This window comes from Streptomyces sp. NPDC022552, from assembly GCF_055561875.1.
Window position 1 is genome coordinate 132577 of sequence record NZ_JBVHGJ010000009.1, and the last position, 12354, is coordinate 144930.

At 72.7% G+C, this 12354-nt stretch carries 13 protein-coding genes; 9 read left to right on the forward strand and 4 right to left on the reverse strand.

The genetic code is table 11. From position 1 onward, the window contains the following. Nucleotides 1-9: 9 nt before the first annotated feature. Nucleotides 10-243: a chaplin ChpH gene (gene chpH, locus ACZ3OF_RS23345; protein ID WP_329122503.1), complete on the forward strand. Its 234-nt coding sequence runs from the start codon at nt 10-12 to the stop codon at nt 241-243. Between the two features lie 154 nt (nt 244-397). Next, complete coding sequence (locus ACZ3OF_RS23350) at nt 398-1210, forward strand: chaplin (protein ID WP_361671104.1); 813 nt, start codon at nt 398-400, stop codon at nt 1208-1210. A gap of 59 nt (nt 1211-1269) precedes the next feature. Here ACZ3OF_RS23350 and ACZ3OF_RS23355 read toward each other — a convergent pair whose 3' ends face one another. Continuing rightward, nucleotides 1270-1458, reverse strand: coding sequence for a DUF5703 family protein (locus ACZ3OF_RS23355; protein WP_100106356.1), 189 nt, complete (start codon nt 1456-1458; stop codon nt 1270-1272). Between the two features lie 47 nt (nt 1459-1505). Here ACZ3OF_RS23355 and ACZ3OF_RS23360 point away from each other — a divergent pair, with 47 nt between their 5' ends. Next, on the forward strand, nt 1506-2153 hold the full coding sequence (locus tag ACZ3OF_RS23360) for a hypothetical protein (protein WP_361601508.1): 648 nt from the start codon (nt 1506-1508) through the stop codon (nt 2151-2153). Nucleotides 2154-2283: 130 nt separating this feature from the next. Here the strand turns inward: ACZ3OF_RS23360 and ACZ3OF_RS23365 are convergent, their stop codons facing one another. After that, nucleotides 2284-4527 (reverse strand): helix-hairpin-helix domain-containing protein, encoded by a 2244-nt coding sequence (locus tag ACZ3OF_RS23365; protein WP_467306571.1) that lies wholly within the window; start codon nt 4525-4527, stop codon nt 2284-2286. After that, on the reverse strand, nt 4524-5510 hold the full coding sequence (locus tag ACZ3OF_RS23370) for an aldo/keto reductase (protein ID WP_361671098.1): 987 nt from the start codon (nt 5508-5510) through the stop codon (nt 4524-4526). The genes ACZ3OF_RS23365 and ACZ3OF_RS23370 overlap by 4 nt, the downstream gene beginning before the upstream one ends. Nucleotides 5511-5640: 130 nt before the next feature. On the opposite strand from ACZ3OF_RS23370, the gene ACZ3OF_RS23375 reads away from it, so the two are divergent. Both ACZ3OF_RS23375 and ACZ3OF_RS23380 read left to right on the forward strand, forming a co-directional pair. Continuing rightward, on the forward strand, nt 5641-6690 hold the full coding sequence (locus tag ACZ3OF_RS23375) for an LLM class F420-dependent oxidoreductase (RefSeq protein WP_361439054.1): 1050 nt from the start codon (nt 5641-5643) through the stop codon (nt 6688-6690). A 227-nt stretch (nt 6691-6917) separates the two neighbouring features. Further along, nucleotides 6918-7703, forward strand: coding sequence for a ferritin-like domain-containing protein (locus ACZ3OF_RS23380; protein WP_361671092.1), 786 nt, complete (start codon nt 6918-6920; stop codon nt 7701-7703). 46 nt (nt 7704-7749) lie between these two features. On the opposite strand, the gene corA is transcribed toward ACZ3OF_RS23380, so the two are convergent. Next, nucleotides 7750-8742, reverse strand: a complete 993-nt coding sequence (gene corA / locus ACZ3OF_RS23385; protein ID WP_361671421.1) for a magnesium/cobalt transporter CorA — start codon at nt 8740-8742, stop codon at nt 7750-7752. A gap of 71 nt (nt 8743-8813) precedes the next feature. Here corA and ACZ3OF_RS23390 point away from each other — a divergent pair, with 71 nt between their 5' ends. The 4 genes from ACZ3OF_RS23390 (at nt 8814) to mshC (ending at nt 12345) form a co-directional block, all read left to right on the forward strand. Then, nucleotides 8814-9503, forward strand: coding sequence for a histidine phosphatase family protein (locus ACZ3OF_RS23390; RefSeq protein WP_361671089.1), 690 nt, complete (start codon nt 8814-8816; stop codon nt 9501-9503). A gap of 77 nt (nt 9504-9580) precedes the next feature. Next, entirely contained in the window at nt 9581-10171 is a 591-nt protein-coding gene (locus tag ACZ3OF_RS23395) for a DUF3090 domain-containing protein (protein ID WP_361601523.1), read from the forward strand. Beyond that, the gene (locus ACZ3OF_RS23400; protein ID WP_467306717.1) at nt 10135-10971 is read left to right on the forward strand and encodes an SCO1664 family protein; all 837 of its coding nucleotides are present in this window, start codon (nt 10135-10137) and stop codon (nt 10969-10971) included. Before ACZ3OF_RS23395 ends, ACZ3OF_RS23400 begins: the two co-directional genes overlap by 37 nt. A 144-nt stretch (nt 10972-11115) precedes the next feature. After that, nucleotides 11116-12345, forward strand: coding sequence for a cysteine--1-D-myo-inosityl 2-amino-2-deoxy-alpha-D-glucopyranoside ligase (mshC, locus tag ACZ3OF_RS23405; protein ID WP_467306572.1), 1230 nt, complete (start codon nt 11116-11118; stop codon nt 12343-12345). Nucleotides 12346-12354: the final 9 nt, after the last annotated feature.

Consider the following 12354-nt stretch of genomic DNA (forward strand, 5'->3'; position numbering starts at 1 on the left):
GGAGGAATAATGATCAAGAAGGTCGTCGCTGCTGCGGCTGCCACCGGCGGTCTCGTTCTCGCGGGTGCGGGCATGGCCGTTGCCGACTCGGGTGCCCAGGGTGCCGCCATCGGTTCCCCCGGCGTGCTCTCGGGCAACGTCGTCCAGGTGCCGGTTCACGTCCCCGTGAACGTGTGCGGCAACACGGTCTCCGTGATCGGGCTGCTGAACCCCACCTTCGGCAACACCTGCATCAACGCCTGACGTTGTGCCTCGACCCGTGAGGGTCTGAGCCAGTCCGGCCCCGGAGTGCGTGCCATGCACTCCGGGGCCGGTGGCCATTTCCGCCCCGGGCGTCGTGCCCGGTGGCCCTCTTCTGAAGCCAGAAGGCAGAAGCCGAGAAGGCAGGGAACAAGCTATGCGACAGGTCACGCGCAAGGGCCTGATCACCGTTGCGGCCGCGGGCGGCGTACTCGCCCTCGGTGGTGGTTATGCGAATGCCGATTCGGGCGCGAACGGCACCGCTTCGAATTCCCCGGGCGTCGCGTCCGGTAATTCCGTCCAGGTCCCGGTGCACGCGCCGGTGAACGTCTGCGGAAACACCGTCAACGTGGTCGGGTTGCTCAATCCGGCGTTCGGCAACAAGTGCGCCAACGTCTCCAAGCCGGGCAAGCACCGCGGCTCGTCGGCCGAGGGCGGCACCCGCAATTCCCCGGGCGTCGCGTCCGGCAACACCGTCCAGGTGCCGGTCCACGTCCCGGTCAACGCCTGCGGGAACAGCGTCTCGGTCATCGGCGCCATCAACCCGGCGTTCGGCAACGAGTGCGCCAACGGCATCGAGCCGACGCACCCCGGCAACCCGGGTAACCCCGGGAATCCGGGTAACCCTGGGAACCCTGGCAATCCGGGTAACCCCGGTAACCCTGGCAATCCGGGTAACCCCGGTAACCCTGGCAATCCGGGTAACCCTGGGAACCCTGGCAATCCGGGTAACCCCGGTAACCCCGGCAACCCGGGTACGCCCGGCACCCCTGGCAACCCCGGTGACTCCGAGGGGCCGGGGACGCCCGCCGGGCCGAACACGCCTGGTACGCACACGATCACGCAGCCCGGTGCGACCGAGGAGCTGGCGCAGACCGGTTCCGGTCCGCTCGGTGTGATCGTCCCGGCCGGCGCCGGTCTGCTGCTCGCCGGCGCGGTGCTCTACCGCCGCACCCGCCAGTCCGCCTAGATCGGCCGGATCGGCCGGGAGACGCGCAGGGGCCCCGCATCGCGGGGCCCCATGTCATGTCACCAGGTGGCGCGGACCTGACGGATGATGCGCCGGCGCAGCCGCACCCTGCGGCTGCCGTCCCGGTGCAGGGTCAGGCGGTCCAACTCCCAGTGCCCGTACTCGGCATGGTCGGTCAGAAGCCGCGTGGCCTCCTTGCGGGAGACGCCGCGCGGCACGTACACGTCGACAAATTCGTATTCCGGCATCGCATCTATTGTGCGGGCACCGGCCCGCTACGGATAGCGTGCGTCCCATGTCTGATGCTGCGCAGCCCACCGCTGCCGAGGTACGTGCCGCCGCCGAGGCGGTCAAAGCCGCACTGGACCGTCACCTGGAGGCGGTCGAACGTCGTTCGGGGGACGACGACCCGGCCGTCTACGAAGCCTTCAACGCCCTCGCCGCGGCGGCCGAGGCGTACGACGAGCGGCTCTACGACCGGTACGACGAGGTCACCCCCTTCGAGATCCCGGCCGCCGACGACTCGCTGCCGCCCTACGCCGGGCCGGAGGAGCCGCACGCCCTCAGCGTGCTGATCCGCCGCGACTACGCCGTGGCGGAGCCGAAGCGGCTGCTCGCCCAGGCCCAGCGCATCGCCGATCTGGAGAGCGACGAGGAGGGTTCGGACGGGGTTCCCGCCGTCGGTGTCAGTACGCACGCGGCGCTCGGCGTGCTCTTCGGCGAGTACGAACCGGACGAAATCGCCTCACGCCACAAGGAGTTCGGTCTGGAGGAGGGCGACTCCACGCTCTGGGTCTCGGCCGCGGAGGAGCTGCCGGAGCCGGGGGAGTGGCTGAACGCTCCCTTCGAGCAGGCCGATCCGGAGCGGATCGTCTGCCGCTTCGACGTCAGCGCGGTCTTCGACGACGAGCTGGACGACGACCTGGAGGAGCAGGACGCCTGACCGGGGCGGCGAAGAGCCGGTACGGCTGAGCGGTACGACGTACGGCCGGTACGGCGAAGTGCCGGTACGGCGGAGGGCGGGGCGCCACTCGGTGCCCCGCCCTCCGCGTACCGGCCCCTGTGGGGGCCGGTCAGTCCTCCGCGGCCGCCAGAAGGGCCTCCAGGAGCGGCCCCAGCCGGGTCGTACGCTCCTGGGGCATCCCCTCGGACACCGCGCGGGGCAGCGCCTGGTCCACGCCGTGGACGACCGACAGATGGCGCTCCCCACGACCGAAGGCCGTGTACACCCAGGGCCGGCTCAGCCCCTGGGCCGCGTCGCCCGGCAGCACCACGACCGCCGCCGGCCACCGCATCCCGGCCGCCTGGTGCGCCGAGAGCGCCCAGCCGTGCCGCAGCGCGGACTCCACCCGTTCCTTCGGTACGACGAGCTCCTCGTCCTCGCACTCCAGGCGCAGGCCCTCGGCATCGGCCGAGACGACCGTCCCGGTCACCGTCCGCCCCGGGGCCGGTACGTACGCCACACGGTCGCCCGGGTCGAAGCCGCCGAAGCGGCCGGGGCCGGGGTTGAGCCGCTGCTTGAGCGCCGTGTTCAGCGCGCGGGTGCCCGCCGAGCCGCCATGGCCGACCGTGATCACCTGGGTCTGCTCGGTGGGCACACCGATCGCGCGGGGAATCGAGTCGGCGACGAGCTGGACCGTGCGGTGGACGGCCTCGCCCGCGTCCCGGACCGGGACGATCACGACCTCCTTGCCGGGGGCCTCCACCTGGTTCAGCTCACCGATGCCGATGCCCGAGACCAGCTCGCCGATCGGGCCGGGGTCGGGGACCCGGGAGGCGATCTGGGGGCACACCCGGGCCGCGAGGACATCGCCGAACACCCGGCCCGCGCCCGCGGAGCCGAGGACCCCGGGGTCGCCGCCGAGCACCAGACGGCAGCCGTCGGGCAGGGACTCCACGAGCATCGCGGCGCTCTCGACGTCCAGCTGCGGGGCGTCCAGGACGATCAGCAGGTCCAGGGCGAAGGCGCCCTCCGCGTCCCGGCCGGGTCCGGCGGCTCCGGACAGCAGGGCGGCGACCGTCAGCGCCTCCGCGCCGAGTCGGCGGACCCCGTTCTCGCTGTGCACGGCCACGGCGACCCGCAGGCCCCGCTCACGGGCGGCCTCGGCCAGCGCGACCGGCTCGCGGCGGGCCGCCTCGCCGCCGGTGTGCAGGACCAGGCCGTGCGCGCCGGCGGCGCGGACCAGTTCGGGCCCCTCCCAGACCTCCGCGGAGGCGGTCTTGACCAGCCGTGCCAGGCCGTCGGCCAGGCTCTCCTCGGCGAGGGCGTACCGGTCGAGCCCCAGCAGGACCGGCACGTCGGGTGCGTCGAGGTCCTCACCGGCCTCGGCGGCGGCGGTCTCGTCGTCCTCGTCCTCGGCCTCCTCCGGCGCGGGCTCCTCGTCCTGGAACACCAGCACCGCGCCCTCGGAGACCGCCTGGCGGAGCGCCTCGTCCGGGTTGGGCACGGACAGCTTGGCGAGCCCGGCCCGCACGGCGCCGTCCTCCAGGGCCGTGTGCCCCTTCAGCGCGGCCCGCTCGAGCAGCCAGGCCACCAGGGCGACCGCCCGCCGGGGGTCGTCAGGGCCGCACTCCGCACCCAGCAGGGCCCGCGCGAAGCCGTCGGCGTGCTCGGGCTGCACCCCGGGCACCGAGAGGAGGAGCCAGGGGTCCTCGCGCAGCGCCTCGGCGGCGCCCTCGCCCAGGGCGGCGGCGACCTGGGCGGTCAGCGACTCCGGCGCCCCACCGCGCGCGAGGACCTCCCGCACGGCCTCGAGCGTCTCGGGTGCCGCCGTCCGCTCCGGGGCCGCCGTGCGCGCCGCCGCGGCCGGTGCGGGCGCGGGCGGGGGCGTCGGCGCGGGCGCGAGGGGCCGGGGCGCGGGCTCGGGCGCCTCGAAGAACGCGGTGCCCGGCTTCGTACCGCTCTCCACCGCCCGTACCGCCGCGAGCAGATCGGCCGCCGTGCCGCTGAGCTTCCCGCCCGCCTCGACCGGCGCCTCCTTCTCGGCCTTGCGCTGCTCGATCCTGGCCCGCAACTCACGCTGCGCGGCCAGCTCGGCCTGCGCCTCGGACACCTCCGCGGCCTTCGTCTCCCCGTCGGCCTTCGTCGCCCCGTCGTCGGCAGGACTCGCGGCGTCGGCAGAACTCGCGGCGTCGGCAGGACTCGCGTCGGCCACGGGGCTCGTGTCGCCGGCCTCAACCGCCTCGGCGCCCACCTCCGGGCCTTCCCCGACGCGCTCCGCCACGCCCTCCGGGGTGCGCTCGGTCGCGGCCTCGTCGGCCTCGCCCGGCACGGGCTCGGTGGCCTCGGGAGGGGTCTCCCGCGAAGGCTCGGTCACAAGGTGCTCCAGTCCTGATCCGGATAACGGTGCACGGGCGCCGACACATCGTCGAGAGCCCGGCAGATCTCGTCAGGAAGACTAAGGCTCTCCACTGACAACGCGGCCGTGAGCTGCTGCGCGTTGCGCGCACCGATGATCGGGGCGGTCACCCCGGGCCGGTCGCGGACCCAGGCGAGCGCCACCTGGAGCGGCGTCGTCGCCAGGCCGTCCGCCGCCGTGGTGACCGCGTCGACGATCCGGCTCGCCGCCTCGTCCAGATACGGCTCCACGAAGGGCGCCATGGTCTCCGAGCCGCCCCGGGAGTCGGTGGGCGTGCCGTCGCGGTACTTGCCCGTCAGCACCCCGCGCCCCAGCGGTGAGGACGGCAGCAGACCTATCCCCAGGTCCAGGGCCGCGGGCAGCACCTCCCGCTCGACGCCCCGCTGCAACAGCGAGTACTCCATCTGCGTCGCCGCAAGACGGGTCCGCCCCGCTCCCGTCGCCCCGAGCTGCCAGGTCCCCGCCTTCGCCAGCTGCCACCCGCAGAAGTTCGACACCCCCACGTACCGCGCGCGGCCGCTGCTCACGGCGATGTCCAGCGCCTGGAGGGACTCCTCCAGCGGGGTGTACGGATCGAAGGCGTGCAGCTGCCACAGATCCACGTGGTCCGTTCCCAGTCGCGACAGGGAGGCGTCGAGCGCCGCCAGCAGATGGCCGCGGGAGCCGTCCATCCGCCGGTCCGGGTCGGGCACGCTGCCCGCCTTGGTGGAGATGACCAGATCCCGCCGTGGCACCAGCCGTTCCATGAGCTGCCCGAGCATGTACTCGGCCTCGCCCCCGCCGTACACGTCCGCGGTGTCGACCAGCGTGCCGCCCGCGTCCCAGAACGCCTTCAACTGGTCGGCGGCGTCGTGCTCGTCGGTGTCGCGGCCCCAGGTGAGGGTGCCGAGTCCGAGCCGGGACACGCGCAGGCCCGTACGTCCGAGATGCCTCTGCTCCATGGGACGCGAGATTACTGGCCAAGACCCCACGCGGAGAGAGCCTGTGGACAACCTCCCCCTGACGGATCCCTCCCCCTCGCGCTAGAGTCCGGCGCAAGGGACGTTACTGATCGGTAAAGAGGGTGTGGTCATGAGGCTCGGCATCAACCTCGGCTACTGGGGCGCCGGAATGGACGGCGACAACCTCGCCGTCGCCCAGGAGGCGGACCGCCTCGGATACGACGTCTGCTGGGCCGCCGAGGCCTACGGCTCCGACGCGCCCACCGTGCTCTCCTGGGTGGCCGCCAAGACCGAGCGGATCGACATCGGCTCCGCGATCATGCAGATCCCGGCCCGTCAGCCCGCGATGACGGCGATGACCGCCGCCACCCTCGACTCGCTCTCCGGCGGCCGCTTCCGCCTCGGCCTCGGCGTCTCGGGGCCGCAGGTCTCCGAGGGCTGGTACGGCGTCAAGTTCGACAAGCCCCTCGCCCGCACCCGTGAGTACGTCGAGATCGTCCGCAGGGCCATGTCCCGCGAGCGGCTCACGTACGAGGGCGAGCACTGGACGCTCCCGCTGCCGGACGGCCCGGGCAAGCCCATCAAGCTCACCGTCCACCCCGAGCGCGAGCACATCCCGCTCTACATCGCGGCGATCGGCCCGAAGAACCTGGAGCAGACCGGCGAGATCGCCGACGGCGCGCTGCTGATCTTCCCCTCCGCCGAGCACCTCGAGGAGACCGCGCTCCGCCCGCTCCGCGCGGGCCGCGAGAAGGCCGGGCTGACCATGGAGGGGTTCGACGTCCACCCCACCCTGCCCCTCGCCCTCGGCGACGACATCGACGCCCTCGCCGACATCTTCCGCCCGTACACCGCGCTGTACGTCGGCGGCATGGGCAGCCGCAAGCAGAACTTCTACAACCAGCTCGCCCAGCGCATGGGCTACGAGAAGCAGGCCGCCGAGATCCAGGACAAGTACCTGTCCGGGGACAAGGCCGGCGCCGCCGCCGCCGTACCGCGGCAGCTGATCGACCAGACCACGCTGCTCGGCTCCGTCGAGCGGATCGCCGACCGGATGAAGGCCTACGCCGAGGCCGGTGTCACGACCCTGACCATCGCCCCGGCCGGCTTCACCCTCGACGAGCGGGTGGCGGCGCTGCGGGCGGGCACCGAGGCCCTGGAGCGGGCGGGCCTGGCCTAGGTCGCGCCTTCCGGAACCTGAAGGTCTGCGGCCGTGGTGGGGGCTCGGGGGTCTTCCCCGCCACGGCCGTCATGCTGCTCAACGCGTCACACGGCGCGCGGTTACGAGCGGAACGCTCCATCTTTCAGTCGAACGGCCCGCCGCTCCTGTTGCTGGGAGGCCCGTACCGCATTTGACTCGTTCTCTGCGGACGTGCGGCGTGCGGACGCCCGCAGGGAGGTGGAGCCATGCTCACGGCCAAGGGCCTGTTCCAGGAAATCATCGACAACGACGAGTCCTTCCAGCTCTTCTGTTCCATCGCCGCCAGCGGCGAGGCCCAGGGCGGCTGGGAGAACGGGCGGATCGCGGCCCTCGTCCCGCCGGCGATGCGCGATCTCGCGCCCAAGATCACCCGGCACGGGGCCGACGAGGAGAAGCACGGCCGGATCTTCAACGCGCTCCTGAAGAAGCGCGGACTCGATCCCGTGCCGGTGCCGCCCGACACCGACTACACGATGCTTCTCGAGAAGCGCGGGATCGGCCTCGCCCACGACAAGCTCCGCCGGGACGAGCCGCTGAGCGAGGAGGACATCATCGTCTACCTCTCGCACAGCCGGGTCACCGAGCAGCGCGCCGCGGACCAGATGGACATGCTGGTCACCTACTTCGGGGACCACCCCGAGCTGGGCAAGGCCATCCACATGATCGACAACGACGAGGCGAACCACCTGGCGTACTGCCACGAGGAACTCCTCGGCCTCGCGTACGCCGGACACGGCCGGCTCATCCAGCGCACCCTGCGCGAGTCCGCGCTCAGCGAGATCCAGGTCTACCGCGACGTCAGCCTCGCCGTGATGGGCCACATGGGCCGCATCCTCGGCTGGCCCAAGGCCAAGTCGGCCGTGCTGGCCGGCGGGATCCACGCCATGTACGCGTGGGAACGGGCCGCCGGCTGGCACAACATGGTCGGCCTGGCGATGCCCGAGCGGCGCGACGCTCTGGGCGGCCCCATGACGCCCGCCCCCGCGTTCTGAAGCACCGGCGGAACCGTCGGGCGCCACCGGGCCCGTGGCGCCGCGGCTACATCCAGCCGCGGCGCTTGAACAGCCGGTACAGACCGATCTCGATGCCGGCCATCAGCAGGATCACGGCCGGATACGCCCACGTCCACGAGAGCTCCGGCATGTGCTCGAAGTTCATGCCGTAGATCCCCGCCACCATCGTGGGGACCGCGGCCATGGCCGCCCAGGCCGAGATCTTCCGTACGTCGTCGTTCTGCCGCACGCCCATCTGGGCCAGATGCGCCGACAGCACGTCCGAGAGCAGCCGGTCCAGGCCCTCCACCTGCTCGTTGGCGCGGATCAGATGGTCGGCGACGTCCCGGAAGAACGGCCGCGCGTGCTCGTGCACGAACGGCACTTCGCCGGCCGCAAGCCGGGCCACCGGCCCCGAGAGCGGAACGCTGGCCCGCCGGAACTCCAGCACCTGCCGCTTGGCCGTGTAGATCCGCTCCGCCGTGCTCGCCCCATGGCGGCCCACCGGCGCGAACACGTCCGCCTCCAGCTCCTCCAGGTCGATCTGCAGCTCACCGGCCACGTCGATGTAGTGGTCCACGACCGCGTCGCTGACGGCGTACAGCACGGCCGTCGGGCCGTGCTTCAGAACCTCGGGCTCGGCCTCCAGACGGCGGCGCACCGCCGCCAGCGGCGCCCCTTCGCCGTGCCGGACCGTCACCACGAACGAATCGCCCACGAACAGCATCAGCTCGTCCGTGGAGACCCGGTCGCTCTTCGGCTCGTACACCACGGGTTTGAGGACCACGAACAGGGAGTCGTCGTAGATCTCCAGCTTGGGGCGCTGATGGGCCTTCAGCGCGTCCTCGACGGCCAGCGGATGCAGCGCGAACTCGTCCGAGACATGGTCGAACTCCGCCTCCGTGGGCTCGTAGAGACCGACCCAGAGGAACGCGTCCCCGGTCGCCCGCGCCTCCGCCAGAGCATCGGACAGGTCCGCGGGCCCCGCGGTGCGGCGCCCGTCCCGGTAGATGGCAGAGTCCACGATCACGCGCCGTATTCTCCCCGCTCCGCGCCTTTCCACACCCGCGGACACCCCGCCCGCGCGTGCGGCCGCCTACTCTTGCCGCCATGGCCACGCTGATTCTCGTCCGGCACGGACGCTCCACCGCCAACACCTCGGGTGTCCTCGCCGGGCGGCTGCCCGGGGTCGCCCTCGACGAGCGCGGGACGGCTCAGGCCGCCGCGCTGCCCGGCCGACTGGCCGGGGTGCCGCTCGCGGCGGTCGTCACCAGCCCTCTGCAGCGCTGCCGCGAGACCCTGCGGCCGCTCCTCGACGCCCGGCCCGGGCTGCCGCTGCACACCGAGGAGCGGATCAGCGAGTGCGACTACGGGGACTGGTCCGGCCGCAAGCTCGCCGAACTGGCCGACGAGCCCCTCATGGAGGTCGTCCAGGCCCACGCGTCCGCCGCGGCCTTCCCCGGCGGCGAGTCGATGCGCGCCATGCAGGCACGGGCCGTCGACGCCGTACGGGACTGGAACGCGCGCGTGGAGGCCGAGCACGGCGAGGACGCCGTCTACGCGATGTGCTCGCACGGCGACATCATCAAGTCGATCGTCGCCGACGCCCTCGGGCTCCACCTCGACCTCTTCCAGCGCATCCACGTCGACCCCTGCTCCGTCACCGTCATCCGCTACACGCGGCTGCGTCCCTTCCTCGTACGGCTCGGCGACACCGGCGACTTCGCCGCCCTCGCCCCCCGGGAGAGCGGCGACCAGGGTGGGGCCGCCGAGGTCGGGGGCGGTGCGGGCGCACCGTGATCCATCCGCGCAGTAGGGTGGACGGGCCGCCGTAGCGCGGGCCTTCATCACCGCCGAGACGCAAGGGAGTCAGGGACGTGTCCCGTCAGGTGTTCCTCTACGACCCACCGGAGCGTTTCGTGGCCGGTACGGTCGGGCTGCCTGGCCGCCGTACGTTCTTCCTGCAGGCGTCCGCGGCAGGCCGGGTCACCAGCGTGGCCCTGGAGAAGACCCAGGTCGCCGCGCTCGCCGAACGCATCGACGAACTCCTCGACGAGGTCGTGCGCCGCACCGGCGGCAACGCCCCCGTCCCGGCCATGGCCCCGGCCGACATCGCCGACACCGCCCCCCTCGACGTCCCCGTCGAGGAGGAGTTCCGGGTCGGCACCATGGCGCTCGCCTGGGACGGCGAGGAGCAGCGCATGATCGTCGAGGCGCAGGCCCTCGTCGAACTCGACGCCGAGTCCGAGGAGGACCTGGCGGCCGCCGAGGAACGGCTGCTCCAGGACGAGGAGAACGGGCCGCCGATGCTGCGCGTCCGCCTCACCGGCGCGCAGGCCAGGGCCTTCGCCAAGCGCGCCCTCGACGTGGTCAACGCCGGCCGCCCGCCGTGCCCGCTGTGCAGCCTGCCGCTCGACCCCGAGGGGCATGTCTGCCCGCGCCAGAACGGATACCGACGCGGAGCATGAGCGGTCCCGACAACCGGGCGGTCGTCGACCTGCTCACCAAGGGCGAGCTGACCGTACGCGGCCAGGTCCGCGAGGCGTCCAACGCCGTGCTCGTCTGCTCCGTCGGCCACGACGGCGTCGAAGCCGACTGCGTCTACAAGCCCGTCGCGGGCGAGCAGCCGCTCTGGGACTTCCCCGACGGCACCCTCGCCCAGCGCGAGGTCGCCGCCTACGAGCTCTCCGAGGCCACCGGCTGGGGGCTCGTACCGCCCACGGTGCTCCGGGACGGTCCGTACGGCGAGGGCATGGTCCAGCTGTGGATCGAGGCCGACCCCGGGGCGAGCCTGCTCGCCCTCACCGAGGACGAGGAGGCCGGCGAGGGCTGGAAGGCCGTCGGGCCCGCCCAGGTGGGCGAGGACCGCACCGCGCTCCTCGTCCACGCCGACAGTCCCGAGCTGCGCCGGCTCGCCGTCCTGGACGCCGTCATCAACAACGGCGACCGCAAGGGCGGGCACCTGCTGCCCGCGCCGGACGGGCGCCTCTACGGCATCGACCACGGGGTGACCTTCCACGTGGACGACAAGCTGCGCACCCTGCTGTGGGGCTGGGCGGGCGAGGAGCTGCCCGCCGAGGCCGCCGAGGTCCTGGCGCGGCTCGACGGGTCCCTGGCCCCCGGGACGGCGCTCGCCACCCGGCTGGCCGAACTGCTCACGGCCGCCGAGGTCGACGCCCTGCGCCACCGGGTCACCACGCTGCGCACCACCGGCCGCCACCCGGAACCCTCCGGGCAGTGGCCGGCGATCCCGTGGCCCCCGGTCTGACCGATCGGATCCGGCCAACCCGGGTTCGGGGGCGCGGACCCCCAGGGGGTATGCACGAACGGCCGCGAGCTGCAAGAGCGCCTTGTCGGCCAAGATCCCGGATCCGGTTCGTATCCGGAACAGGTGTCCGGTTACGCTCAGGTCATGCATGCCTGGCCCGCTTCTGAGGTCCCCGCCCTTCCCGGCAAGGGCCGCGACCTCCGGATCCACGACACCGCGACCGGCGGACGAGTGACCCTCGCCCCCGGCCCCGTCGCCCGTATCTACGTCTGCGGCATCACGCCGTACGACGCGACCCACATGGGTCACGCGGCGACCTACAACGCGTTCGACCTCGTTCAGCGCGTGTGGCTCGACACCAAGCGGCAGGTTCACTACGTCCAGAACGTGACCGACGTCGACGACCCCCTCCTGGAGCGGGCGATCCGGGACGGCGTCGACTGGGTCGGCCTCGCCGAGCGTGAGACGGCCCTCTTCCGCGAGGACATGACCGCCCTGCGGATGCTGCCGCCGCAGCACTACATCGGCGCGGTCGAGGCCATACCGGGCATCGTGCCGCTCGTCGAGCGGCTGCGGGACTCCGGCGCCGCCTACGAACTCGATGGCGACATCTACTTCTCCGTCGAGGCGGACCCGCACTTCGGCCAGGTGTCGAACTACGACACCGAGCTGATGCGCCATCTCTCCGCCGAGCGCGGTGGCGACCCGGACCGCGCGGGCAAGAAGAACCCGCTCGACCCGATGCTCTGGATGGCCGCCCGCGAGGGCGAGCCGAGCTGGGACGGCGGCAGCCTCGGCCCCGGGCGCCCCGGCTGGCACATCGAGTGCGTCGCCATCGCCCTCGACCACCTCGGCATGGGCTTCGACGTCCAGGGCGGTGGCTCCGACCTGATCTTCCCGCACCACGAGATGGGCGCGTCCCACGCCCAGGCGCTGACGGGCGAGTTCCCCATGGCCAAGGCGTACGTGCACGCCGGCATGGTCGCCCTGCACGGCGAGAAGATGTCCAAGTCCAAGGGCAACCTGGTCTTCGTCTCCGCGCTCCGCCGCCAGGGCGTCGACCCGGCCGCCATCCGGCTCTCGCTCCTCTCGCACCACTACCGCGCCGACTGGGAGTGGACCGACCAGGTGCTCCAGGACGCCGTGGCGCGTCTGGACCGCTGGCGCGCGGCCGTCTCCCGCCCCGACGGGCCGTCCGCCGACGCGTTGGTCGAGGAGGTCCGCGAGGCGCTCGCCGACGACCTCGACACGCCGACGGCGCTCGCCGCGGTCGACCGGTGGGCCGAGGGGCAGAACGCCGAGGGCGGTACGGACGAGTCCGCGCCCGGCCTCGTCTCCCGTGCCGTCGACGCGCTCCTCGGTGTGGCCCTGTAGCCCGGCCTC

Bases quoted from the DNA above. Each gene is read 5' to 3' on its own strand.
- chpH (WP_329122503.1), top strand. From the start codon at position 10: ATGATCAAGAAGGTCGTCGCTGCTGCGGCTGCCACCGGCGGTCTCGTT.
- ACZ3OF_RS23350 (WP_361671104.1), top strand. From the start codon at position 398: ATGCGACAGGTCACGCGCAAGGGCCTGATCACCGTTGCGGCCGCGGGC.
- ACZ3OF_RS23355 (WP_100106356.1), bottom strand. From the start codon at position 1,458: ATGCCGGAATACGAATTTGTCGACGTGTACGTGCCGCGCGGCGTCTCC.
- ACZ3OF_RS23360 (WP_361601508.1), top strand. From the start codon at position 1,506: ATGTCTGATGCTGCGCAGCCCACCGCTGCCGAGGTACGTGCCGCCGCC.
- ACZ3OF_RS23370 (WP_361671098.1), bottom strand. From the start codon at position 5,510: ATGGAGCAGAGGCATCTCGGACGTACGGGCCTGCGCGTGTCCCGGCTC.
- ACZ3OF_RS23375 (WP_361439054.1), top strand. From the start codon at position 5,641: ATGAGGCTCGGCATCAACCTCGGCTACTGGGGCGCCGGAATGGACGGC.
- ACZ3OF_RS23380 (WP_361671092.1), top strand. From the start codon at position 6,918: ATGCTCACGGCCAAGGGCCTGTTCCAGGAAATCATCGACAACGACGAG.
- ACZ3OF_RS23390 (WP_361671089.1), top strand. From the start codon at position 8,814: ATGGCCACGCTGATTCTCGTCCGGCACGGACGCTCCACCGCCAACACC.
- mshC (WP_467306572.1), top strand. From the start codon at position 11,116: ATGCATGCCTGGCCCGCTTCTGAGGTCCCCGCCCTTCCCGGCAAGGGC.